Source organism: Streptomyces sp. CA-251247, assembly GCF_050952975.1.
Classification (GTDB): domain Bacteria; phylum Actinomycetota; class Actinomycetes; order Streptomycetales; family Streptomycetaceae; genus Streptomyces; species Streptomyces achmelvichensis.
Window position 1 is genome coordinate 48,749 of the sequence record NZ_CP191861.1, and the last position, 23,730, is coordinate 72,478.

23 protein-coding genes and 1 pseudogene are annotated in these 23,730 nt (G+C 68.6%); 10 read left to right on the top strand and 14 right to left on the bottom strand.

Going from position 1 to position 23,730, the window contains the following annotated elements; genetic code table 11:
- Positions 1–1,050: 1,050 nt before the first annotated feature.
- Positions 1,051–1,872: a hypothetical protein gene (locus ACQPWZ_RS00245; RefSeq protein ID WP_433570188.1), complete on the bottom strand. Its 822-nt coding sequence runs from the start codon at positions 1,870–1,872 to the stop codon at positions 1,051–1,053.
- Between the two features lie 456 nt (positions 1,873–2,328).
- On the opposite strand from ACQPWZ_RS00245, the gene ACQPWZ_RS00250 reads away from it, so the two are divergent.
- On the top strand, positions 2,329–2,637 hold the full coding sequence (locus ACQPWZ_RS00250) for a hypothetical protein (RefSeq protein ID WP_405566682.1): 309 nt from the start codon (positions 2,329–2,331) through the stop codon (positions 2,635–2,637).
- A gap of 130 nt (positions 2,638–2,767) precedes the next feature.
- On the opposite strand, the gene ACQPWZ_RS00255 is transcribed toward ACQPWZ_RS00250, so the two are convergent.
- Positions 2,768–3,409 (bottom strand): TetR/AcrR family transcriptional regulator, encoded by a 642-nt coding sequence (locus ACQPWZ_RS00255; protein WP_405566685.1) that lies wholly within the window; start codon positions 3,407–3,409, stop codon positions 2,768–2,770.
- 84 nt (positions 3,410–3,493) lie between these two features.
- Here ACQPWZ_RS00255 and ACQPWZ_RS00260 point away from each other — a divergent pair, with 84 nt between their 5' ends.
- Together ACQPWZ_RS00260 and ACQPWZ_RS00265 are read left to right on the top strand one after the other, a co-directional pair.
- Entirely contained in the window at positions 3,494–4,231 is a 738-nt protein-coding gene (locus ACQPWZ_RS00260; RefSeq protein WP_433570189.1) for an SDR family NAD(P)-dependent oxidoreductase, read from the top strand.
- A 101-nt stretch (positions 4,232–4,332) separates the two neighbouring features.
- Positions 4,333–4,518 carry a DUF664 domain-containing protein gene (locus ACQPWZ_RS00265; RefSeq protein ID WP_405575713.1) on the top strand — a complete coding sequence of 62 codons (186 nt, stop codon included), beginning with the start codon at positions 4,333–4,335 and terminating at the stop codon, positions 4,516–4,518.
- On the opposite strand, the gene ACQPWZ_RS00270 is transcribed toward ACQPWZ_RS00265, so the two are convergent.
- Positions 4,478–5,047: a hypothetical protein gene (locus ACQPWZ_RS00270; RefSeq protein ID WP_433573939.1), complete on the bottom strand. Its 570-nt coding sequence runs from the start codon at positions 5,045–5,047 to the stop codon at positions 4,478–4,480. The genes ACQPWZ_RS00265 and ACQPWZ_RS00270 overlap by 41 nt on opposite strands.
- On the bottom strand, positions 4,975–5,862 hold the full coding sequence (locus ACQPWZ_RS00275) for a LysR family transcriptional regulator (protein WP_433573745.1): 888 nt from the start codon (positions 5,860–5,862) through the stop codon (positions 4,975–4,977). The genes ACQPWZ_RS00270 and ACQPWZ_RS00275 overlap by 73 nt, the downstream gene beginning before the upstream one ends.
- A gap of 78 nt (positions 5,863–5,940) precedes the next feature.
- Between ACQPWZ_RS00275 and ACQPWZ_RS00280 the strand changes: the two genes are divergently transcribed.
- Positions 5,941–6,918 (top strand): EamA family transporter, encoded by a 978-nt coding sequence (locus ACQPWZ_RS00280; RefSeq protein ID WP_433570190.1) that lies wholly within the window; start codon positions 5,941–5,943, stop codon positions 6,916–6,918.
- A 32-nt stretch (positions 6,919–6,950) separates the two neighbouring features.
- A complete protein-coding gene (locus tag ACQPWZ_RS00285) occupies positions 6,951–7,619 on the top strand; it encodes an NAD(P)-dependent oxidoreductase (protein WP_433573746.1) in 669 nt (222 codons plus the stop codon).
- A gap of 244 nt (positions 7,620–7,863) precedes the next feature.
- Here the strand turns inward: ACQPWZ_RS00285 and ACQPWZ_RS00290 are convergent, their stop codons facing one another.
- Positions 7,864–8,310, bottom strand: a complete 447-nt coding sequence (locus tag ACQPWZ_RS00290) for an anthrone oxygenase family protein (protein ID WP_433570191.1) — start codon at positions 8,308–8,310, stop codon at positions 7,864–7,866.
- Positions 8,311–8,400: 90 nt separating this feature from the next.
- On the opposite strand from ACQPWZ_RS00290, the gene ACQPWZ_RS00295 reads away from it, so the two are divergent.
- Positions 8,401–8,979 (top strand): TetR/AcrR family transcriptional regulator, encoded by a 579-nt coding sequence (locus ACQPWZ_RS00295; RefSeq protein WP_433570192.1) that lies wholly within the window; start codon positions 8,401–8,403, stop codon positions 8,977–8,979.
- Positions 8,980–9,266: 287 nt separating this feature from the next.
- On the opposite strand, the gene ACQPWZ_RS00300 is transcribed toward ACQPWZ_RS00295, so the two are convergent.
- From ACQPWZ_RS00300 to ACQPWZ_RS00310, 3 genes are all read right to left on the bottom strand, one after another.
- Positions 9,267–9,479, bottom strand: a complete 213-nt coding sequence (locus ACQPWZ_RS00300) for a hypothetical protein (protein WP_433570193.1) — start codon at positions 9,477–9,479, stop codon at positions 9,267–9,269.
- A 64-nt stretch (positions 9,480–9,543) separates the two neighbouring features.
- The gene (locus tag ACQPWZ_RS00305; protein WP_433570194.1) at positions 9,544–10,200 is read right to left on the bottom strand and encodes a DUF4259 domain-containing protein; all 657 of its coding nucleotides are present in this window, start codon (positions 10,198–10,200) and stop codon (positions 9,544–9,546) included.
- Positions 10,201–10,643: 443 nt separating this feature from the next.
- Positions 10,644–10,853 carry a DUF6243 family protein gene (locus tag ACQPWZ_RS00310; RefSeq protein WP_093896585.1) on the bottom strand — a complete coding sequence of 70 codons (210 nt, stop codon included), beginning with the start codon at positions 10,851–10,853 and terminating at the stop codon, positions 10,644–10,646.
- Positions 10,854–11,548: 695 nt separating this feature from the next.
- Between ACQPWZ_RS00310 and ACQPWZ_RS00315 the strand changes: the two are divergent.
- Positions 11,549–11,704, top strand: a pseudogene (locus tag ACQPWZ_RS00315) (ATP-binding protein); the annotation flags it as partial.
- 88 nt (positions 11,705–11,792) lie between these two features.
- Here the strand turns inward: ACQPWZ_RS00315 and ACQPWZ_RS00320 are convergent.
- From ACQPWZ_RS00320 to fxsT, 4 genes are all read right to left on the bottom strand, one after another.
- Positions 11,793–12,218, bottom strand: a complete 426-nt coding sequence (locus ACQPWZ_RS00320; protein ID WP_433570195.1) for a hypothetical protein — start codon at positions 12,216–12,218, stop codon at positions 11,793–11,795.
- Positions 12,219–13,246: 1,028 nt separating this feature from the next.
- Complete coding sequence (locus tag ACQPWZ_RS00325; RefSeq protein ID WP_433570196.1) at positions 13,247–14,173, bottom strand: DUF4344 domain-containing metallopeptidase; 927 nt, start codon at positions 14,171–14,173, stop codon at positions 13,247–13,249.
- Between the two features lie 416 nt (positions 14,174–14,589).
- Positions 14,590–14,823: a hypothetical protein gene (locus tag ACQPWZ_RS00330; RefSeq protein WP_433570197.1), complete on the bottom strand. Its 234-nt coding sequence runs from the start codon at positions 14,821–14,823 to the stop codon at positions 14,590–14,592.
- Positions 14,824–15,054: 231 nt separating this feature from the next.
- On the bottom strand, positions 15,055–17,475 hold the full coding sequence (gene fxsT / locus ACQPWZ_RS00335; RefSeq protein ID WP_433570198.1) for an FxSxx-COOH system tetratricopeptide repeat protein: 2,421 nt from the start codon (positions 17,473–17,475) through the stop codon (positions 15,055–15,057).
- 445 nt (positions 17,476–17,920) lie between these two features.
- Here fxsT and ACQPWZ_RS00340 point away from each other — a divergent pair, with 445 nt between their 5' ends.
- Positions 17,921–19,039 carry an NADAR family protein gene (locus ACQPWZ_RS00340; protein ID WP_433570199.1) on the top strand — a complete coding sequence of 373 codons (1,119 nt, stop codon included), beginning with the start codon at positions 17,921–17,923 and terminating at the stop codon, positions 19,037–19,039.
- A 348-nt stretch (positions 19,040–19,387) separates the two neighbouring features.
- On the opposite strand, the gene ACQPWZ_RS00345 is transcribed toward ACQPWZ_RS00340, so the two are convergent.
- Positions 19,388–19,540 carry a hypothetical protein gene (locus ACQPWZ_RS00345; RefSeq protein WP_433570200.1) on the bottom strand — a complete coding sequence of 51 codons (153 nt, stop codon included), beginning with the start codon at positions 19,538–19,540 and terminating at the stop codon, positions 19,388–19,390.
- A 32-nt stretch (positions 19,541–19,572) separates the two neighbouring features.
- Positions 19,573–21,306, bottom strand: a complete 1,734-nt coding sequence (locus tag ACQPWZ_RS00350; protein ID WP_433570201.1) for a hypothetical protein — start codon at positions 21,304–21,306, stop codon at positions 19,573–19,575.
- Positions 21,307–22,023: 717 nt separating this feature from the next.
- On the opposite strand from ACQPWZ_RS00350, the gene ACQPWZ_RS00355 reads away from it, so the two are divergent.
- Both ACQPWZ_RS00355 and ACQPWZ_RS00360 read left to right on the top strand, forming a co-directional pair.
- Positions 22,024–22,407 (top strand): YciI family protein, encoded by a 384-nt coding sequence (locus ACQPWZ_RS00355; protein ID WP_340471051.1) that lies wholly within the window; start codon positions 22,024–22,026, stop codon positions 22,405–22,407.
- Positions 22,408–23,264: 857 nt separating this feature from the next.
- Complete coding sequence (locus ACQPWZ_RS00360) at positions 23,265–23,594, top strand: DUF4429 domain-containing protein (RefSeq protein WP_433570202.1); 330 nt, start codon at positions 23,265–23,267, stop codon at positions 23,592–23,594.
- The last annotated feature ends 136 nt before the right edge of the window (positions 23,595–23,730 follow it).

The window sequence follows — 23,730 nt, forward strand, 5'->3', positions numbered from 1 at the left end:
ATCCAATCGGGATGACGATGCGAAACGAGCACTGAACAGCGGCGATCCCTCCACGCCGGACGCGGCACGGCCACCACCCCATGACACCGAAGTGGCCCAGATCACACACAATTCGCATGGGGAACGACGCAAGCTACGCGAACCCGATCACATGCGTGACACAAGTTGGTCGGCATTCGCGCAGCCGCGCACCGCATCAATGAACGCTGAGGCCGACACTGCCGGCTGGGGCAGGTGGCCGGGGTGATCTGGCGCGGGGCTTCGTGCCCGTCAACGTCGTGTCTGCGGCTGGGATTCGTCGGACAGCCGAGTGAGCTCTTCGAGCAGTTGCGGATGGTCGGACAAGTCGACGTGGCGAGGGTTGGCGGCGTAGCTGATGAGGCCGAGCATGCGGTGGAGGATGTCTGCCTCCTGCTGTTGAAGCTGCCACTTCTCATCTCCAAGATCGTCCCGCTCGGCACCGAGGTGCGGACCGGAAGCGTTCGTCCTCGGCGAGGCACTCCCTCAAGGCGCCGGAGGACGTGGCGCGGCGGCGGGCCGGTGGGGTGGGCAGCAGTCGGCAGGCGTGCAGGGCCTGTTCGATCTCGGGATGTTCCCAGCGGGGGTGGTCAGGACGTTGGGTGTGTCGGGGTGGCCGCGGAGTTCGGCCACCCCGCGGGCAGCGTCCAGAAGCGGGGCGGTCCATGAGGCAGTGAGGGCAAGCCGTCGCCCTACTTTTCGTGGAGGGTCTTGAGCTGCTCAGGGCTGTAGCCGGTCAGAGTGCGCAGGGCCAGGCCCGGTGCCGCTTCTAGCAGGTCGTCAAGAAGCTCACGGAACAAAGCCGATCATGGCCTGCTTGGTAGCCAGGTCGCGCACGCTCAGCCACACCGCAAGCTCGTACCTCATTGAGGATGGGAGGCTTGCCGGGGTTAGTGACATGGGAGCAGTCCTGTTCCTTTCCACAGCGAAAAGGCAGCGCCGCCGACCAGTGGTCCCATCTCCGGTCTGATCGCCGACGACTGACCGGGCCTGCCCGACCCCACCACCGATGGGCAACGTTCTCGGTGCTGTTCATCTCAGACAGCAGCCGGGCCGGTGGTTGCGATAAGCCGAATCGGGGCCGGCGGGGGTATAGAAGCGCCGCGCCAACTCCTTGTCTGTCGTCGAGGCGGTAGGCGAGTCGAGCAGTCGACTGGCAACGACACATGCAAGGCGGACCTCGTGATGCAGTCGGTCAGACACGGGCAGTGTCTGGTCTCCAGACAGCCAGTCGCTGAATCTCTCATGCGCAGCTTGGCGGGACATGCCCAGTGCGAGACCAACGTCCTCCCAAGTAGCCTCCCGGCGACGTGCCTCGTATACGAGGCTCTCCTGATCGTTGGCAGCTCGGTACTGGAGCTGCGATATCGCGACCACGGAGGCCAGAGCGGTGCGCTGCTGGAGCGACCAGTCATCCCACGTCTGCTGCCACTCCGCTTGGCCGTCGGCCGCTCTTCTGCGCAAGGCGGCCATTCTGCGCTCCTGATCGTTCTGCGCACTTCGCTCACGGGCGACGAGGTCGAAGATGTTGGGGACGCGGATGTCGGCGACCTGCTGCATGTGCTCCGCGGCGAGGATGCCGATGATCTCGTCGAGGCCGTTCATGAAGGGGCCGCCGGTCCAGGGAGCGAGCGCGGCCTCGCCGGCTTCGATCGTTTTCCACCGCTTTTCCACGGCCTGCCGGGTGGTGACCCGGCCATCGCGTTGGAGACTGCGGTCACCGTCGCCATACTCCAGGACAGGCAGGATCCTCTCCCAGGGAATGCCCAGTCTTCGCGCACGATGCGTGTACTGGTCGAGGCGGAGCTGGAGGAGCAGTTGCAGCCCGTGAACCGCTACAAGGGTGGCGGTCACCGTACGGAGCTTGGGCGGTAACGCCAGCGCGCGGACCCTGTCCGTGGTGGACTTCGTACGGCGCGTGTCAAGCCTCGTCAGATCGTCAAGGATGCACACAGGCTCCCGTGCAGGGTCGTGCCAGTACGCCAGCCGACTGTCCCGCAGTCGGCTCAGAAGTCGGCGCATCAGCCAGAACTCGCCGACGTCACCCCAGGACCACCACGGTGTGACTGGTGAAAGCCAATCCCACTCCCAATCACGTTCTCTGAGGTCGTCCAACAGTGTGCGCGTCATGTCAGGTTAGGTTGCCAAGCTCCCGCTGACGTGTAAATCCCCTGGTAGGGCGGTTCCTGGTGACGTGTCAGGTGGAGTGTCAAGGGCGACGGCGTGCGGCTTCACGCTGGAAGAGTCCAGTGCAGAGCCGGAAGACCCGGAACATCTGCTCACCCACTCTTGGTCGGATGGAGCCCTTTGATGCCTCGCAAGAACAAGGAAGACGGCAAGAAGCAGCCGGACCGCCGCACCTTCACCACGGCACCCGCTCCGCTCTCCGTCCCTGGGACTACCGACAGTGGCTGGCGACGCAAGGACATTTCCGTGTGGGTCCCGCCGTTTCCCCGGCTGACAAGTATGGGAGCGCTGGGCGGGGGTGGCCTGATGACCTTCGCCATCGCCGACGGCACAATGGATCCCCGCCTGGTCTGGCCCGCCGTCGTCGCAACCGGGATGACCATGGCCTACGACATCACGCGCCGGATGCTCGACCGCAACAGGCTTCGCTAGCCGCAACCGGTTTCCAGAGTCGCCCAAGAGATACAACAAGGTATAAACACGCAGCAGGACACGTCGGCGCCGGCAGAAAGATCTTTCCGCCGGCGCCGACGTCTGCTCGAGGATCGGTTCGCAGGGCAAGTCAGTTCTCGCGGGCCGGGCTGCGCCCGGTTGCGAGGCGTTTCTGCCCCTCGGGCATGGGCAGGACCGACAGTGCGGTATCTGCAATGTTCCGCAGCGTCTCCGGGTCCAGGCCGGCCTTGCCTACCGCCTCGATACCGCGGACCACCGTCAGCAGCAGTGCCGCCAACTGCTCCGGATCTGCAGCGCTATCGATGTCGCCGTGGCGCTGGGCGGCGCTGATCTCCGTCCGCAGCAGGGTCAGCAGTGCCGTCATGGTCTCGGCCGACCGTCCGGCGACCGTCGGATCATGCTGGGCCAGTTCCGCCGCGCCCTTGGCCAACAGGCACCCGCGGCGCTCGGTGTCGGAGGCGGTGTTCTCCGCCATCAGGTGCACGTATCCCGACAGCCGGGCCAAAGCCTCTGCGTCCGGGCCACCTGCCAGCCGCCCTTCGGCCACCTCAACGACTGCGGTGCACCAGTCGCCAAACACACGGTGGAACAGCTTGCCCTTGTCGCCGAATGCGCCGTACAGGCTGCCCTTGCCCAGGCCGGTCGCCTGGGCGATGTCGTCCATCCGGGTTCCTGCATAGCCGGTCGCCCAGAACTGTTCCCGGGCCCGCTCCAGGACTTGGCGTTCGTCGAATGCGCGTGGTCTCGCCATGGTCTCAGCCTAGCCATTCTTGACTCGATCGTCCATTACTGCCTACGTTATGGACGATCCATTCCGCAACTGAAGGGGTTCGACATGCCAGGCGTGCTGCAGGAAAAGGTGGCCGTGATCACTGGAGGGACCAGCGGGATCGGGCTGGCCATCGCCCACCGTTTCGTCCGGGAGGGCGCACGGGTCTTCGTGACCGGCCGGGACATCGGCCGCCTCGAAGCGGCAGTCAAGGAGTTGGGCCCTGCGGCCACCGGCGTACGATCCGACGTCTCGGTCCTGGCCGACCTGGACGCGCTCTACGCGCGAGTCCGCGAGGAGGCCGGACGCATCGACGTGCTGGTGGCCAACGCGGGAATCGTCGCGGACGCCGCGCTCGGCGCCCACACCGAGGCGAACGTCGACCTGACGCTCGCCGTCAACGTCAAGGGCCCACTATTCACCGTTCAGAAGGCGCTTCCGCTGCTGGCCGAGAACGCCTCCATCCTGGTCGTCGGCTCGAGCAACAGCGTGCGGCCCAATGAGCAACTCGAGGTCTACAGCGCCTCGAAGGCGGCGGTGAGCAACCTCGTGCACAACTGGGCCCGGCAGTCGCGGGAGCGCCGATTCCGGGTCAACGTGCTCAGCCCGGGACCGACGCGGACCCCTGGCCTGCTGGGCGCCGCGGGGCCGGACGTCGACCAGTTCGCCGAGGCCGTCGTGCCACTGGGGCGGCTGGCCGACGCCGAGGAAATCGCCGAGGCCGCCCTCTTCCTGGCCTCGGACGCCTCGTCGTTCGTCACCGGCGCCGAACTCTTCGCCGACGGCGGCTACACCCGGGCCTGAAACCACGGCCGGTGGTGCGCATCCGGTTCCCTCGCAGCGATGGGGCGCACTCCCGGCCGCGCGTGTGCATCGTACGAGGCGGCACCGGGGGCAACGAGATCGTGGCCGCGGCCTCTTTGAATGACGTCGGCCGCCACCCCGACTGCCGGTGGGGCAACACCAACCTCCGCTGGATGCTCATCCATCTCGCCGAGGTAACCGGAAGGCACGCGGGGCACGCGGACATCGTGAGCACCGCCGGGCGGTCTACTTCCCGCCGGCGGCTGTGTAGCGGGTGGCGGCCTTGATGCCGAGGCCGAACAGCTCGCAGATCAGCAGGGCATCGCCGCCGGCGGCCCGTACCTCATCGACGATGCGGTCGCTGCGCAGCACGTGGGCGGAGTCCGGGTACTGCCGGTACAGCCAGGCACGGGAGACGGGTGTGGTGGACAGTGCGGAGCGCCGGGTGATGAAGAGGTGGGGGTTGGCGGTGCCGGGCCAGCGGTGGCTGCGATGGGCGAGGTAGGCGCCCAGGCGTACGCGGACCGGTTCGGCGAGCAGGACGGTACGTCCGGGCAGGCGCAGAGGCCCTGTTCGTGCGGCGAGCACCTGGTCCAGGGTCAGGCGGCGGAGCTCGCCGGCCCGCAGGGCGTGGAAGACGAGCAGGGCGGTGACGGCAGCCCGGGCCGGGTCCGGGGAGGCGAGGACCTGGCAGATCGGAGCAAGGTCGGCCGCCGGCAGGGGGATTGAGCCGCCGGACAGGCCTACACCTGTCGTCCGACCCCGAGGACGTCGAGCATCGCCCGAGTTGCCGGGCTGGGGTTGAATCGGCTCCACGCCAGATACTCGATGCGGCGCGGGCCGTCGACGACCGGGACCAACGCCAGTTCGGGGTCCTCCTCGGCCAGCGGCCGGATGAACGCCGACGGCAGCAGCGCAATGCCGAGCCCGCGCGCGATCAGCCGGGTCACCAACGCGGCTCCGGCCTCGTACGCGACGTCACGGACCAGGCCCGCAGCGGCGAACGCCTGGTCGGACTGGGCCCGTCCCGGCGTCCCGTCCATGAAGTCCACGAACGTCTCCTCGGCGACCTCCTGCAGCGTGACCTGGGAAGTGCCCGCGAGACGGTGGCCGGCCGGCACCACCAGCACGTGCTCGTCATGATCGAGAACGACGGCTTCCACACCGGATGGCCGCTCGCCCTCCGGCAGGCCGAGGAAGGCGATGTCCAGTTCGCCGTTCCGGATCGCCGCCGCCAGTGTGTCGCTGCCGCCGGCACGGAGGGCGACGCGGACGTGCGGGTGCTGGGAGCGGTACCGCTGCAGCAGTTCGGGTACGTCGACGGCGGCCGAGGTCACGATCATGCCGACGGCGAGCCGGCCGCGTACTACTCCGGTCGCGGCGGCAGCGTCGGCGACCGCGCGGTCGGCGGCGGCCAGACACTCGCGCGCGCCGACGAGAAACGCTGTTCCAGCGCTGGTCAGCTCGGTGCGGCGGCTGGAGCGGGCAAACAGCTTGACCCCGAGCTCGCGTTCCAGTCCTGCGATCCGGTGGCTGAGAGCCGACTGCACCACGGAGCAGCGCTCCGCGGCGCGGGTGAAGTTACGGGTTTCGGCGACGGCGACGACGTACCGCATCTGCTGGAGATCCACACAACCATCGTTATGGTTCATGGCTGGTATGACAAGCATGCTTTGGATTCATGGTGAGCGGGGCCAAGACTGCATCGCATGCCTACCTTGACCGAGCGGTCACCGGCCCCGCTGCGGACCTCGCCCCCGTTGCAGGCGGCGACCGTCGCACTGACCGCACTCGCCCCTGCGTCCTGGGGCACCACGTACGCCGTGACCACGGAACTGCTGCCGCCCGGGCATCCGTTGTTCGCCGGGCTGATGCGCGCCCTGCCCGCCGGGCTGCTCGCGCTGGCGATCACCCGTGTGCTCCCGCGCGGGGACTGGTGGTGGAAGGCTGCCGTCCTCGGCGTACTCAACATCGGCGCTCTGTTCCCTCTGTTGTTCCTGGCGGCCGAACGACTCCCCGGCGGCGTCGCCGCCACGCTCAGCGCCGCCCAGCCGCTGCTGGTCGCCGGGGTGGCGATCGCGGTGCTGCACGACCGGCCGACGGCCTGGCGATGGGCCTGGGGTGTGCTCGGCGTGGTCGGCATCGGATTCGTCGTGCTCGGGCCCGAGGCCCGGCTGGACACGGTTGGGGTGCTCGCCGGGCTCGGCGGTACGGCCGCCATGGCGGGTGGGGTCGTCCTCACCAAGCGCTGGGGGCGTCCCGCAGGGGCCGGTCCCCTCACCCTGACCGGCTGGCAACTGACGTTCGGCGGTCTGTTGTTGCTTCCGCTCGCCCTTGCCATCGAGGGAGTGCCGCGGCGGATCGACGCCGGAGCTGTCGGCGGCTACCTGTGGCTCGGCAGCGTGGGCGGACTGATCGCGTACACCCTGTGGTTCCGCGGGATCGGAAAGCTGCCGGTCGGCGCGTCCGCACCGCTGGTGCTGCTGTCCCCGCTGGTCGCGGCCGTCATCGGCATCACGCTCGGCGAGTCCCTGAGCCTGCTGCAGACCCTTGGCTTCGTCCTCGCCCTGGCCGCCTTGCTCGCCGCGCAGCTCAGTCCCCCGAACCTGCTCGGCCGTGTTGCTCGAAGCAGGACAGCAGTAGATCACATACGCGAAGACCGGATCCAAGGAGAACGGAATCGATGAACTCGATGAAGAAGAATGCGATGAAGACGGGCATGACGATCGCTGTGCTCGGCGCCACCGGGATGGTCGGCAGCCGGGTAATCAGCGAGGCCGGTGCACGCGGACACCATGTGCTTGCCCTGTCCCGGAAGCCGGCGAGCGAGGACCCGAACGTGACGCCGATCGCGGTCGATGCGCAGGACTCAACCGCCGTACGCGAGACCCTCGCCGGCTCCGCCTCCAACGAAGCCGCGGACGCCGTCGTACTGTCCGTGCGAACCATTCCGGTCGACCAGGAGTTCTTGGTCGGCGCCACCCGTACCGTGCTGGATGCCGCCGCACAGCTCGGCATCCGCGTCTTCGTGGTCGGCGGCGCCGGTGCACTGCGCAGCCCCGACGACCGCGAACTGCCGGTCGCCGACAACCCCGCCTACGTGCCTGCCGAGTTCAAGACCGTCGCCGCCGCCGGGATCGCCCAGCTACGGACCTGCCAGGACCATGACGGTGCCGATTGGGTCTACCTGAGCCCGCCTGCCCAGCTCGAGCCCGGCACACGGACCGGCCTCTACCGGCGCGGTACGGACACCTTGCTCACCAGCGCCGACGGCCAGTCGTGGATCAGCGCCGAGGACCTGGCCGTCGCCGTGGTCGACGAACTCGAGGCCCCCGGCACCGAACGCCTCATCACGGTCGCCCACCGCGACAACGACCCGTCGACGTGAGCCGAACCTTCATCCAGCTCAGCGACTGACAGCGTCGAAGTGCCGTACAGGGGACTGTAAGAGCGGCAGCTGCATTCCCGAATGTCGGGATTTCGGTGGTCAGCCGCCCCCGAGGAGTGGGGACTGGCCCCCGGCGCGGCCTCGGCCCGCGGGGTCAGAAAATCCGAAGCCCTCTCCGGCTCACCCGACGGGGCAAAAGACGTTTATACGGGGCGAGTCAGTGTATGTCGGGGCAGCGGTGGTATCAGGCGAGGGCGGCAACCAGCAGGGTGAACGCGGCGACGATCACGGCGACGCGGATGTAGTGGTAGCGGTTCCAGCGGTGCAGCTGCTCCTTCCAGTCGGCGGGCCGGTTCTCGGGGGTCCAGGTCCCGTTTCGGTTGTTGATCGGGACGAGCAGCAGGATCGACATGACCACGCTGAGGATCAGCAGTCCGGCGGCGATGACTACGAGGCCGGTGCCGGGGCGGTGCCATCCGGCGACGGCCCAGACCGCGCTGAGGACGAGCGAGCCTATGTACCAGAACGGCATCAGGGCGCCGAGCATCCGGCCCCCGTGAGCGTGGCCGAGCTGGCCGCTGTCCTCGGGAAGCGCGTCCAGGATCCGGTTCATGATGAAGGCGACGGAGAACTCCACCCCCACCATCAGGCCGACGACGACGGTGGTGACGACCTCGAGTGTGTTGAGCATGACGATCCCTCCGTGAACTAGCGTCGCTAGATGATGGGGCAACGCTAGTACTGCTAACGCTCGATTGTCTAGCGATGCTAGGATCGATTCATGTCGGTAAAGGAACGCAAGGAGCGCGAACGGGCGGAGCGCGAGCGCCTCATCGTGGCGACAGCCCGCGAACTCGCCGAGCAGCAGGGCTGGGACGCAGTCACCACCCGCCGGCTCGCCGAGCGCATCGAGTACAGCCAGCCCGTCCTCTACAGCCACTTCCGCGGCAAGCGCGAGATCATCGGCGCCGTCGCCCTGGAGGGCGCCACCGAGATGGCCGCGGCACTACGGGCCGCGACCTCCGCCACGGACGGCCCGCGCGAGCAGGTCGCCGCCCTCGCCCGCACCTACCTCGACTTCGCCGAGCACAACCCCGCGGTCTACGACGCCTTGTTCCACCTCGACGGCGGCCTGGCGTACGCACAGGACGACACCCCCGAACCGCTGAAGGACGCCTTCGCCGCCCTGCTCGAGTGCCTCACCGAAGTCGCCGGCGACGGCGTCCACCCGGGGCTGTTCACCGAGGTGTTCTGGGCGGCTCTGCACGGCCTGGCGACCCTGACCCGAGCGGGCCGCCTGCTGCCCGAGGACGCTGAGCCGAGGGTGGAACTGCTGCTGGAACGGCTCGCCACGGCCTGACACACCGTCCCCGCAGGCACCCAGCCGGCGCCCTCGGGCCCCGCCGCTGCCAGCCTGCGGCAACGCTACCGGCCACTCGCACCCACACCGCGCAGCCGCAGACCGCCGGGCCCCGCACCCCAGACGGGCACCCACCCCGGAGACTGCGATGCTCATTGATCACGACCAGACACACGCCCTAGTGGGCCCGGCAGTAGCGGGCGGGACCATCCCCGCGCGTACGGGGGAGGCCGGTAGATGCCCGTGCCCGGCGCGGCGAGGCTCAGGGGATCTGACCGGCAGCCAGGCTATGAGCGGGCATCGGCGGACGACTGCCCGTCCCTGGTCCAGGGACGGGGCTGGGTGGTGTGCTGGACCCACCAGTTGTCTTCGCGATGGGGCGACTCGGAGCAGGCGGTGCGGTCGGCGCAGCTCCCGCATTCCCCGTCGTACCCCTCTCCGTCGGCGGCCTCTGTGGCGGCTTCCTCGTCGGTCCCACCGTTGAGCGCGACGACCACCACGGGACGGATGGAGGCCCGCCCACGTCACGAACTCAGTCAAGGTCTTCCGCTGTCTCATGTCCGGTCAGATGTCAAAGACGGCTTCCACTTGTGGCCGGAGGCGAGGGTCGAGCACGCCGCGAAGGCGGGTGACATCCTGGCGCCACTTCGGGCCGTTCGCAGCTTCAGCCCACAGCTCAGCGAGTTCAGACCGTTCTGGTACCACTTGGTCCAGAGCGTCGACCACGAGCGTTCGAAGGTCCGCGGACAATTCGGATAGCGGCTCTGACAGGCCGTAGTTCGAACAGGCCGGCTCGCCGTCAGGATGCTGCGCGACCACAGCCGCGGCCACTGCTCGCTCGCCGTCAGAAGTGCCAAAGCACTCCGCAGGGTCGGCGGCACGTTTGAGTGCGCCGCGGATCATGGATTCACCTTCTACCGGCGCTGCTTCGTCCAGGTCTCCCCCGAAGTCCGAGCGGGTCGGCGGGCCGAGGTGGCCGGTCGTCATGTTCAGGTCGATGTCGTTGCAGCCGGCGATGCGCATCACCGCTGTCCCGACCTCGGCGGGGCCGAGGTCACCGCTGAGTGGCAGGTAGCTGAACGACCCGATGTCGGCGGCGGAGGTGCAACGAAGGCTGGTTTTGGCGCCGAGGGAGAAGACGTGCGCGAGGTGAAGGGGGTCGGCGCCGTTGGTGAGGGCCTCTTTGAGGATCCGGTCCTGCCGTAGCCAGTCGACGCTCACCGGTAGCGTCTCGACCCGCTGATCCGTCCAGACCGTGCCGACCGCCGCAGTGACTGGTGCCGTGTTCTGGCTGATCAGCGGGTGCGGATTGGTGCTGTACGGCCAGCACCGGTGTCGGTAGGCGAGGTAGGTCGGTGATCGCCTCGGCGGTGTACTCGTCCAAGGTAGGTGCCCGGCGAATGTGCGCTCGACGACCCATCTTTGGTGTGATGCCGCCGGGGCCGGAGGAGGCGGCACTTGTCAGGTGACGCTGCTGGTGCAGCTCGGGGGGTGGCGGTGACGGGGCTGCTGAATCTGCGACTGCTCCGGTTGGTCGGCTGAGACGCGGGTGCTCGGCCGAGAGCTGAGCGGGCCAGGCCGCGCCCGGTACGGCAGCGGGGCCCGGACCACGTGTCGCGGTCCGGGCCCTGCCCCGTGCGGTGCCGCCCTGCGGTGGCGGTGCGTCAGCTCTGTGCGGTGTTGTCGCCCGTCTGCCCGGCGCCCTCGGCTGTGCCTGCCTTCTCGCGCATCTTGCGCACCAGCTCCGCCTTCTGGTCGGCGGCACCCTGGCGGTCGAGGTTGCGGTGCGGACCGTTGTTCTGCCGTTCGGCGCGGGACAGCTTCTTGCGCTGGCCGCCGCCCATGCCCACGGGGTTGTTGATGTTCTTGCTCACGGGTTCTCCCGGAATGTTGTGAAGTGATCTACGGATTCATCGGTGGGGGACGGGCACGGCGACGTCGAAGGACGTCAGCAGGGGCCCATCACGCTCTCACTCGTAAATCGGCGTCTGGAAGAACATGAGCAAGACGTTACCTGGTCCCGTCGGATCCGCATACCAGAGCTTTTCGCCGTCCCGGCGTCGGCCGGGCCTTCGGTGAGCGCCCAGGGGCAGCCGTTTCCTTCCAGAGCCAGCGGGGCTCTGCAGCGCCATTGCTGTCATGCCCTTGCCACGCCGAAGCGGAGCGAAGAACGTGGCCCAGCTGGCGTTACGGGCTCACGAATACGGCTGCTTGTCCTGTGCTTCCGCAGGCCGTCGGCGACTTGCTCAATGAGCCGTCGCCGGTCCTTCGGCCCGGAGGCGTAGGCATCCATGCCTGCGGCGGCCAAGGGATGGAGGGGACCTGTCTCGCGATCGCCGTGCAGGCGCAGCAGCACATGGTCGTCACCGACCAGGCAGTCCAGCCGAGTTCAGCCTCTGCGCATCGAAATCACGTCAGGGTTTGCTGCGGGGATGGTGGGACGGGCGGCCTCGGGGGCGGCAAGCAGGGCAACAACGGTGACCGGCTTGTCGCAGTGAGGGCAATTTCGCGTTGAAGTCGGAGTCAGCGCGGTGGGCTCGGGCAACGGCCGACCAGGCGGCTCTGCCTCAACGAGTCGTTCGGCGGCTGGACCAAGACGTTCACCGACCCCGCGGCCATCGTCGACCGACTCACGTTCAACGGCACCATCATCGAAACCGGCACCGACTCCTACCGCCTCGCCAGCACCCGAGCCCGCGCCGAGCAGGCAGCTACGGCCGGCTGATCCCTGCTACTACTACTCTCGAGGGCCCGCCGCCCGGAGGGCGGCGGGCCCTCCTCACCGAACCCAGTCGCTCCGTCGGCAGGCTCACTCAATCCACCGTCCGTGAAGCGGCCGCTTCGATGCCTGATGCCCGCAGCTTCCGGGCCAGGAGCTCCATCTCGGGAAGGGTCCCTGAGTACTGCCCGATCAGGACCTGCTCCAGCACGGCCCGGACACCATCCAGGCCGATACCGAGTTCCGCCCGCAGCACCCGCATGATGGCGGCGTTCCTCGTCGGCGGGGCGACCTGCAACGTTGCCTGCCCATGCTCGGAGAGTAACCGGCCCCGCAGTTCCTCCGGCAGGTCGCCGCCACAAACGGCCAGGGCAAACCCGCAAGTCGGACACGTCGACTCAACATCCCACTGCAGTGCCTCGTCCACCAGCGCCTGAACACCGCACCACTCTGCCTCGGCACCGCATCCCTGGCACACAGCGGAGTACTTGATGGACTCGACCAAGATCGACTCTTCCATAGTCCCACCTTCAAGAGGAGAGGTTGGACGGCAGACGGCGAAGGTCTTTCCGGGGCACCAACATGTCCCCGGACACCCGAGCCAGCGGTCCAGGCCGTGCTGATCAATGCCCTGACGTTGTCTCTCGTGAACATTCCGAGGCTGGTCAACCGTGGAGCAGCGGCGCTCGTCCTGTCTGAGGCTGTCTGCACCTTGGCGCGCCTCGACTGCCCGTGGTTGACCGCTCATTCTGGAACGGATCCGGCGCGGCGGTGTCGCCGACACCTGCCTTGTACGTTCGGCCGCTCGCCGTCGGCACGTTTACCAGAAGGTGCGACCGCTGAGTTGGATCATTCAGGTACGACGATGTGCACCCTCGTTGGTATCAGTCGTACATGTCAGGATCGAAACAACTGCGGGTGCGGACAACGCTCGAGAAGGCCCTCGGGGCGGTCTGCCCACTTCCACCAGACGTGCCGGCCGGCGCACCGCCACAGCATGCGGCAGGCTCGCGCGCCATCGTCCTCCCGGCCAAAGAGGACGAATCCGCCAGCTTTCAACGGTTGATCACACCCGGGGCAGGGGGGCGAAGCATCTGACATGGTGCGCAACATACCTTGGCGGCAGGACACGGCCTGGCCCAGTAGGAGACCGCTCACGCCCTCCGAAACAGGTACATGCCGACGATCTTCCCCTTGGTCCCGCCGGGATCGGAAGCGCGCGAGTTCGCGCATTCCTGGAAGGGCAAACCCGGGAACCGGCACAGCAGACACGCACACGCGGGAGCAGCGATGTTGTCGGCGGGGGCGACGGTTGGTCGGACTGCGGCACGGGTTGTTTCGTGGCAACGAAACATCCCGGAGGCCCTCTCTTCATGCCTGCCGGGCCTCAGAATCTCGCAATCGAACCACCGAGCCCTGGATCACCAGGCTCTGAACTCACTGACCCCACCTTGAGGAACTGGTCAGATGACCACGGAAGGGTTTCCGCATCGTAGGGGAATGGGATCTGAGGGACGGCCGGGGACGCGAACCGAATGGTCTTCATGCTCATTGCCCGCTGCGGAGCTTGTCGATCTGCTTCTCGAAAGCCTTCGTCTCCGCGATCAGCTGGTCGCGTGCGGTTTCCTGCGTCTTGTCGCCCTGGTCCTTGAACGCCCCACGGAAATGTGGCTTGAGTTGGGTCCACCAGCCGTAGTCCAGCATCGCCCATGCCTGCGGACACAACGGGGCGCGGGTTTTCGGCAGGTATCCCGCACTGACCAGGGGTCCGTGGAACCTCTTCGGGTCGCTCCCCTCCAGGTAGCAAAGGAAGTTGAAGACCCGTTGCTGGGTGACGAGGTGATCGCTTGAGAACCCCTCCAGGGTCAGCCTGCCCTCCTCGCGTGCGAGCTCGTCGAAAAGGAGCGCAGCTGCCAACGACGGACCGGGTCCAACCTCGTTGACGGTGTAGAACGACGCGAACCCGTCGGCGGCGTCCTCCTCGAGGCCGAGGTTCGCCAGCAGCAGCTGACGCTGCAGAGCATGGCCCATCTCGTGGCCGAAGATGAACTGAGTCGACAGCGCGGTCAGGTCGTCGGCGTTGAACCTGGCCCTGGGGAACAGAGCCGGACGCTCGACGGTCTTGACCACGTTGCCCAGAACCCCTTCGATCTGGGTCAGGAACGGCGGGGGCACAAAGATCGTCCTGCCGTCGGGCTGGGTAACCGCATCCGTAACCCCCGGTGGGACCTTGCCGGTGACTTTCACGACCAGGTCATGCGGGAGGGCGACCGACTTGTTCACCCAGCCGGCGACGTGCTCGAGCACGGCGGACTTCCGGACAACCGCCACGGCATGCCGGTCCTTCGGCTTGATCGTGTCGTCCTCGTAGACGACCGTGACCTTGCCGCTGGCGCCGACCGCATTGCCGTCGCCGCCACACGAAACGGCAGCGAAACCGGCAACGAGCAGCGCCCCCACGACGGCAGCCTTCATCCTCGCCGGGTACCCACCACTGCTCAACACAACGGCCAGCTCCTGTCCTTGGTCAAGGCGTTGCCGCGGGCTGTTCCACTGGTATCGCCGCCGGAACCTCCTCCCGACGCCGGAGGATGGGCTCGAACGCAGCGAACCGAAACCCCGAGCAGCGCCGCAGGATCGATCACGCCAGCGGCCGGAACCGGGAAGCAGAACGCGAACCTGACACGCGGATTATGATCGCCGGATCCTTTGTCTGCAAGAACCCGTATGTGGCGATTCGACCCCGCGGTTCGAACTGGCCGTGATCTTCCACCACAGCGCAGAACCCTGGGCGGCCAATGGGCGCAGAGGCGCCATGACGCCAACCGCAGCATGCCACCGACCCTCACACCGGGTGGCTGCCGATCACACCGCCTGCACCCACTCGGTTCTCATCGACAGGGACGAATGCGTCGTTCCGGGGGTGCGACGGCAGCAGAGACGGGCAACCCCAGTCGTTCGGATTTCCAGATACATTCGAACAGGCGCAGATACAGCTCCTGACGGGTCTCGATGACCGTGGTCATGGTCTCTCTCGGCCCGAAAGCCCTCATGAGCTTGTCGAGTTGGTGTGCCTTGATGAATTCGCGCAATTCAGGGTTGCGGTGATCGTATTCGGGGGCCATGACGCCCAGGAGGACGTTGCTGCGGGCGTAGAGGCGGTTCTTGTGGAACGTGCCGCCACCAGCACAGACGTGAAGAACGCCCTCGCCTTCGGGCCTTCCGGCCCCAACCCGAATCCGGGAGACAGGTACGACGTCCTCGACTACAGCGTCACCTCGGACGGCTTCCGGCTCGCGGCCGTAACGATCAGGACCAGCAGGAGTCCCAGCGTATCGGTGGCGAGGTGCCAGGAGTCAGGCATCGCCGCGCAGTTCATTCAGGATGCCAGCGGTGCGCAGGGTGTTTGGGTGGTCCTCGCCCAGCACCCGCCGCTGCCGCTCCAGCGTGTCCTGCCCCAGCGCCCGGGCAGCCTCCACCTCGCCCGACGCCGCGAGCTGGCTGGACAGGTTGGCGGCGGCGAGCAGGGTGTCGGGGTGGTCCGCGCCCAGCACCCGCCGCTGCCGTTCCAACGTGTCCTCCCCCAGCACCCGGCCAGCCTCCACCTCACCCGACGCCGCCAGATCGACTGCCAGGTTGGCGGCAGCTCTCAGGGTGTCGGGGTGGTCCGCGCCCAGCACCCGCCGCTGCCGTTCCAACGTGTCCTCCCCCAACACCCGGGCAGCCTCCACCTCACCCGACGCCGCCAGATCGACTGCCAGGTTGGCGGCAGCTCTCAGGGTGTCGGGGTGGTCCTCGCCCAGCACCCGCCGCTGCCGTTCCAACGTGTCCTCCCCCAACACCCGGGCAGCCTCCACCTCACCCGACGCCGCCAGCCAGCTGGCCAGGCTGGAGGCGGTGTTCAGGGTGTCGGGGTGGTCCTCGCCCAGCACCCGCCGCCGTCGCTCGAGCAGGTCCTCCGTCAGCACCCGGGCTTGTGCGTGATTCTGGGTGTCGCTGTAGGTGCGTGCGAGGTAGTTGGCGGCCCACATGGTGTGTTCGTGGTCGGGGCCGAGCTGCAGGGTCCAGGTGTGGTGGAGGTTTTGCAGGCGGGGCAAGGCGGTGGGGACGTTGCCACGGTCCGCGAGGTACCAGCAGGCCTCACACGCCGCGTACCGGCCGGCTCCGGTGGTGAGGTCGGCGGGCTCGGGGGTAAGGAGGTGAGGGATGATGTCGGGCCATGCCGGCCACGTGGTCGGATCATCCGCCTTGCCGGGGTAAGCGGCGGTCAAGAGGGTTTCGGCGGCCCGGGCGGCGTCGGCGCGCTCGGCCCCGGTGAGCTGGTCACGGACGATCGACTGGGTGAGGCGGTGCAGCTGCACCGTCCCGTCCTGGACCCGCGCCAGACCCTGCCGGGCCAGGGCGCGCAGGGCGCCCCGGGCCGCGAGGGGATTGTTCAGCAGCCCGACCAAGGCCGGTGGCGGATCAGGGACGCGGCGGTTGCAGGCGTGCAGAGGGAAGGGTTCGGGTGCGAGCAGGGCGCAGGCTCGCAGGAGGGCCAGGGCTGTGGGGTGGGTGTCGGCCAGATGCTGGGTGCTGAGGCGGATCTGGGCGGCCAGGGACACCGGATATCCGTGGGGGCGACCCTCGTCGAGGACGTCGCTGACGCTCTGACCAAGGAGGTGCAGGTACTGGGAGACCGTGAGGCCGTCGGCGAGGAGGGCGGCGGCCTGGACCAGGGCGAGTGGCAGGTCCTCCAGCTCCTGCGCCAGCCGATCGGCATCGTGCTCGGCCAGCCCCGGGACGCGGGCTTGGAGCAGTGCGGTGGATTCGGTGCGGGCGAAGCTGTCCACCTCAACAGCGATCGCGACATCCTGCCAGGCGGGGTTGCGGGAGGTGATCAGCACGTGGCCACTGCCGCCGGGCAGATACGGGGCCAGGGCGGCGGGGTCCTCGGCGTTGTCGAAGACCAGCAGCCACCGCCCCCGCGTGCGCAGTTCCTCCGCCAGCATCTCCAACGTCTCCTCTGGCGCCGTATCGGCCCGGGCGGCTCCGGTCTTCACCGCCAACGTGGCCATCTGGTCGGGAATCAGGGCGGGTTCCTCGGAGTGGATCCACCAGGCCAGTTCGTACTCGCCGGCGAAGCGGTGCCCGTACTCGATCGCCAGCTGCGTCTTGCCGACCCCGCCCCGACCTCTGAGCGCCTGCACCGCCACCCGCGAGCCCGAGGTCAGCTCCTGCCGCAGATGCACCAGCAACCCGTCCCGGCCGGTGAACCCCGCATTACGGCCCGGTAGGTTCCACACCCGCGGCAGACTCCCCGGCAAACGCGGACCCGACCCACCCATCCCCCGCAACCGGCCCCCGCCCGCCACACCGGGAAACGTGGGCTCGCCGTCAGGGCGCCGCGGCCCGGCCACCGCCTCCAGCAGCACCCGCCGCGCCTCGTCCACCGCCAAACCCACCAGCGACGGAGCAAGTAGAGCCCGCAGGATCGCAGGCGCGGGCGCCCCGTCGATACGTAACGGGATCAGCTTCTCCGTCGCCGCCAGAACAGCCGTCCACTCCTCGGTCGTGAACCGATCCGGATCGAAGTAGGCCTCGGAGAACAACGCCAGCATCCGGCCCGAGGCCAGCGCCGCATTCATCTTCAGGACGAAGTTGTCGCCCGCACCCCAGTCCCAGTAATCCAGCTCCACCGCATAGCCCGCGTCCGCCAACTGCCAGGCCGCCCACTCCGCCCACGCCCGGTCCGCCCCCGCATGACTGACGAACACCCGCCCGCCGACCTCGACCATCCCGCCCCCGCCCCCCACACCGCCGCCCTGCGCGAGACCCCCGACACTAGGCCAAACCACCGCGCACCGCCCCCACTTCACCACAACAACACAGCCCGCGAGCGGCCACGACCGCCGACCGCCTGACCCCTCCTGAGGAAGACCGACGACCGGACGGTGGACTCGTTCAGCCGGGTCGCCGGGACATCTCTCGGCCTGTGGGCCCGGCGACGGCGAGGCCGAGCACTGGCAGAACATCCTGACCCAGAGGTCTGGGGTATCCACCCCCACATCGCCGTCACATATGTCCACACGGCGCACCCGGACAAGGCCGTCCCCGGATTCACTGAACGGCCCGCGTCCCGGGCCCCACCCCGGTCCTGACGCGCACAGCCGCTTGATCAGTGCGGATGCCGTACGGGGAAAATCAAAGTCACTTCGGCGGCCACTGCGACACAATCACGGGATGATCGGCAAGCGGATCACCTATCGCACCGCGGACGGCGTCCGCATACCCGGAACCTGGCGGCACGCCTTCATCCGAAACGGCCCCTACTTCCTCACCGACCTCTTCATCTACGCCGACGGACTCATCGACTGCTGGGGCCTGGTCACCATCGAGGAGTTCGAGGAGAAGCTCCGGTCCGGGTGGGTTGCCACGACCCTGCCGGACGGTGCTGAGGCATCCGCGCACGGCCTGGCGCACTGGAAGTTCAGCGAGCCCCGTAGCCGGCTCACCCCTGAGCTCCTGGTCGCCGAAGTCCGCGACACGATTGACCAGCTGAACGAGCGGCCCGACTCGACGGGTCGCTGCCTGTCTGCCGTCGACGCCTTCCTTGCCGATCGGACAGAGGAGAACCGGGCCGCAGCCCGCGTTGCGTTCCTGGCCATCCCCGCCTCGCGGCGCCGATACGCGCTGAGCGACATGGACAGCAAGGACTGGCCGCTGCGGGTACTGGTGGCAGGACCCGGAGGCCGGACCTACCTGCCGTTCGACCCTCCGGTCTCCCAAGAGGACTACGACAGGTCCCTCACATACTTCGAGGAGCGGGCCCGCTGGAGGACCGACCGGCAAGCCCACGTCTCAGCGGACGGACCGGCAACGCCGCACGCACCCGCGGTCCACCTCTACCACTCCTATCCGAACAAGCCGGTGGACGACCCCGGCCAACTCGGCCTGCGCAACGACTACCCCGCCCCGATCACAGTAGGGAAGGTCAGCTACGCCTCGGTCGCCCACGCCTACTGGGCCCTGTCGGTCGCTCAGCCGGAGGTCGGCATCGCGGTCGCAACGGCGGACACGGTTGCCGAAGCACGCAAGATCGCGTCCGGGGCACCGCGCCGCGAGGGATGGGAGCAGGCCCGCACCGCCGTGATGACCGGCCTGCTGCGCGCCAAATACGATCAGCATCCCGAGCTGGCCGAGATCCTGGTGGCGACGGACGACGCCACGCTGATCTATGACGACGTGGACTCAGCCTTCTGGGGGGATAACGCCGGCCGAGGCCGCAACTGGGCAGGCCGTCTCCTCGAACTTGTCCGCTCCGAACTACAGATGCGACGAACCACCATTTCCGGACTGTAGGCGGACCCGGGGGCGCCGACTCACGCTGCCGCTCGCACTGCGCGACGAGATGCGGGCTCCCCGATGGCTCGCCCATCGCAGCACGTGCGGGCGCCGCCGAGGGCGAGCGCCAGGCCCTCCTCGGATTGGGCGAGGACTGCCCCGCCACGACCGTCGTCCAGGAACCGGACCCCGCTTCTTGAACATCCATGACGGCTTCGAGGCGGCCTCGTGCCAACATGGCCCGGTCTCTGCGGGAGCCAGCAGGCGCCTCTGCTGCACTAGTTGGGTCAACTCGAGTCGCCCGGGCGGGGGGTGTGCCGGAGTTCAGGGTCAGACCGCCACGGCCGCCCGGCGGGGTGGCGGTGTTCAGCGCCGGGCTGCCACGGCTGCCGCCGCCGCTGCCTGGATGCGGTGCAGGACGGGGACCGGGATCGCCGGATTGGTGACCGCCACGCATGCCGTGTCGCGGTCGTGCAGCAGCCCGGCAAGGACGCGGGCCGGCAGCCGCGGATTGCGCATCGCCGTCCCACGGACGTGGGCCGCTGGATCGTTCAGCAGCCGCACCGCGTCGGCCGGTGACAGCCGCGCGTCTTCGGCCGCTCGGCGGCGCACCTCGGCTTCTGGGTCGCGGGCGAGACGCGCGACGTCGGCAGGTGTGGACTCCGGATCGTCCAGCGCCAGGCGGCGCATCCGCCCCCTGGGGTCGCCGGCGTAGCGCAGCAGGCCCGTACGGGGGAAGTTGGGGTGGCTGCGCGGCGGTCAGGGTGAGTGAAGCTGCCGTCCCACCAGCGCCAGACCTCCAGCAGCAATTCGGCCGGCGCGTCATCGCACGATTCGGCGAGGAACAGGCGGACCGTCCGGTCCTCGTCCCGCGCCAGACGCTCCACGACATCCGGTGGGAGATACCGGGCTCGGGCCACGCTTCGGCGGATCAGCGGATGGGACGATATGGCGAGGCGGCGCATCTCGTCGGCGTCACCGTGCAGGTCTTCGACCCAGGGCACAGTGCGCGACATCGACGTCGAGTCGAAGTCGTAGCGCACCGCGGCACGCTGCACCTCGTTGAGGTCGGGCCGCAGTGCCACCGCCGAGCGGATGTCGTCGTATGGGTCCTCCGCCAGGACGGCGACGCTGTGTGCACTGAGCCGCGGGTTGGTGGCCAGCGCCCGGCGTACCTCCGCGTCCCCGTCCCGGACCAGCTCCGCCTCCAAGTCGGGCGAGAGGCAGCACTGTTCGAGCGCGCGCCGGGGCACGGGCAGCGTGGCAAAGACCTCGCGAGGCATGGGGGCGCCGGTGTGGTGAGCGAGCAGAGCCGCTGTACGCACCGTGTCGTCGGTGTCGGCCAGCAGTCGCGCCCGCAGCGGCGCGGCGAGGTCTTCCCACCGGGCGCAGGCAGTCGCCCGCACCCTGGGATCGGCGTCGGCGGCGAGGCTGGGGAGATGGCGTGCGGGGAGCCCCGGGAGTTCGGCGATCTGAGCGCGGGACGGGCCGGCGAGGAGGTCGTCGTACAGGTCCCCGGGGAGTTCGACGCCCCAGGCGCAGGCATGCTCGGCCCAGAGCACTCGCCGGCTCGGCGACGGTTCGGCGCGGACCAGGCGTACCCACTGATCGGACGTGAGCTTGGGCCGGAAGGTGTCCGCGGGCCTCGAGCGCACCTGCGGATCGGGATGCGCCACGGCGGCGTCGAGTACGGCGGGCCGGTCGCAGCCGTGCAGGAAGCCCACCTCCACATCCAACAGCCGGATCAGCAACTTGTCCGGCGCAGCCGGATTGGACCCGATCCCCTCCGCCCAGTGCAAAGGCCAGGCCGGCCGGCCGGGCACCGCCGCCCACACCTCGGCGCGCTCGACCTCCGCCTCGCGCCCGGCAGCCGCGGCGGCCTCCTCCAGCCGCTCCGGCAGTCGGTCGAGGGCCGTCACCCGAGGCCCGTCCGCGCCGGGCACCGCCGCCAGCAGCACCTGCCCGTCGAGGGAGAGCGCCACGAACCCGGGGCCGCCGGTCAGCCCCGGCACACCGCCGCCAACGTGGCGAACCCGGGTCCACCAGGAGTCGTTGCCGCCGATCCGATGTCCGAGGACGGCCACCAGGAACTCGCCGTCGGCATCTGCAAGGCGGCGCCACCACGCCGCGTCGAGCGCTTCCCGAAGCCCGCCGTCCGGCGCCGCGACCCCCTGCGCAATCCGCCAGCCGGCCTCCGGCGGGAACAGGCTGCCCGGGCGCATGTCCTCGACGACCGTGAATCCGGCACATGTGAGCAGTTCGTGGAGTCCCTCTCGGTGTTGCACGCGCTCATGATCCCCGCCGGCTCGCGGTGGGACAAGGCTCTCAGCACAGGCGCAACCAGCCCTCACCTGGGTACACGTCATTGGCTGCGATGTCGTAGGGCCTAGCCCGGGCGACTCGGGTTGGCCCCACTCGTGCAGCAGAGGCTTCTGTTGGCTCCGGCAGAGACCGGGCCATGTCGGCACGAGTCCGCATCGAGCCGTCAGACCTTCAAGAAACGGGGCCGCTGCGAAGCGGCATGCGGCTGGCCTCGCCTCCTGTGCGGCGGTGGTGGACTCGCAGTAATCGCCGCCGCCTGGCTGCACGACCTCATCAGCCTGCTGCCCCGTCGGCAGGGTGAACTTTCCGGGCTTCGCCTCCTCCAGCCGGCCCCGAACCGCCAGCCTCGCCAACCGTGCTCTCGCACCCTCCACCGGTGAAGCGCAGGCGCTGTCCCGGTCCAGCACCACGGCCGCCCGGCACCCAGCCCGTCCTTGTCGGCCTCCGCCGCAGCCTCAATCACCGCCTGGTAGTCCACCGACAGGTCCTCGAGTCCTACCGCGTTCTGGGGATGCGGCACCACACGGCGCGGTACCACCGACGCTTCCCTCCGCGACGGACCGACGGCCGTCACGGCGGGCCCGGGACGCCGATGAGTTCTGCGGCGTCCGGCCGTCTAACTCTCTGCAAGCCTGAGAAGCCCATCAGCCGCCCTGGAAGGGTGAGGAAAAGTGAAGTACATGATCCAGATGAACGTGCCTGCCGATCAGTGGGACGCCATCATGTCGGGGTACTCCAAGGAAGACATGGAGGCCATGTTCGCCCACATGAACGCCCTCAACGAAGACCTCACCGCCGCCGGAGAGTGGGTGGAGGGGCAGGGCCTCGGCGGCCCCTCCCTGGTCAAGACGGTGCGGGCTGGAAGCGACGGGCGGCCTCAGGTGACCGACGGGCCGGCCCATGCGGGCCCCATCCTGGCCGGGTACTGGGTGGTCGACGTCAAGAGCGAGGACCGGGCCCTGGAGATCGCCGCACGGGCTTCGGCGTGCCCGGGAGCGGGCGGGAAGCCCAGCAACGACCCGGTCGAAGTGCACCCGATCCCCGGGGACCCGACCCAGGCCTGAACCGGGCGGAGCCCCGAGCGGGCTCCGGCGGCCTGTGAGCCGGTGCCCGGCTTCGGCCACTGTGGCTCATCACGGGGGGCACGGCCGCTCCCAGCCGGACCGAGGCGTCCCGGTCCACCGCGATGCAGATCGCAGAGATCGTGAGGTCCGGCTCATGGAACTGGAGCTCGGCAAGGTCGGTGGGGTGGCCTTCGCAGGGGCGGGCCATGAGAAGGCCGGGTAGTGCAGCGCGGAGGCTCCGTCGAGGCATCGATCCGCCCCAGGTGATGTCCGCTTGTTCGAAACGAGCCCAAGGTCAGGGGCCGTTCGAGGGAGGGGAATCATGAGCGGTACGGAACCGATTGACAGCACGTGGGAGCTGAGCGGCAAGGAGGGCGGGGAACTCGCGGGACGATGGTGGAAGTGGGCGCTGTCCGCCCCGGATGACCTCAGCCCGGTCCGGGACCTGACTGGCCACCGCATGCTGGTCGGCCGCCTCCGTCGAAGCGTCGGTGATTGGCGGCATGGTGTTCGGGTCGACCTCGCCCTGCGCGGTCACCACCCAAGCTTCACCGGCCGCGTAAGAGTTCGACCTCAACCGGCCTACACAAGCCAACACCTGGCGTTCCCGTCGTGCGAATGATCACTGCGGAGGCAGCAACGAGACCACCGCGTTTCAGTCGCCTCCGGCCGCGGACCGAGCGGTACGTGGTGTGCGCCGATCGCGATGGCCGACGCGCCTGGATGTCTTCAACGCGGCGGGCCATGTCCAATCTGGTTATTTCTGACCGGAGAGGATCACAAGTGCCGGTACGGGGCGGTTTGCACCGTACTGCCACTAGACTTCGCCTCCTCAACTGGTCTGCCTGGGGGGCGACATGGACGTGATGCGGGTCAAGGGCGTGCAGGGGATCATCGAGTTCGACGGGACAACGATCGTCATCACGAAGAAGGGAGTCGGGCAGCGGCCACGCGAGTTCCGAATCCTGGCCGACGAGGTCACCGGCACCCACTTCAAGCCAGGCAACTGGGCCTTTAACGGCTACGTCCGGTTCGTGCTGCCCGGATCGCTGCCGGCGCCCGAGTCGAAGAGCCTGATCAGTGGCGGCCGGCCGCCGCACACGGACCCGCACAGTCTGTCCATTCGCAGGGGCGCCAACGAAGCCGCGGAGAAGCTGATCGCCGCGGTTGAACGGGCGCGAGGGTGAGCTACGCGAGAAGGCGTCGGGATCAGATCTGGGTCGATCGCTCAGGTGCAAGAAGGCGTTGAGAGACCGTATGTACTCAACGAGCTCGCCGTCAGTGCCCACGGTCCCCCTGCTCTGTGCCGCGCTCGTATGGCAG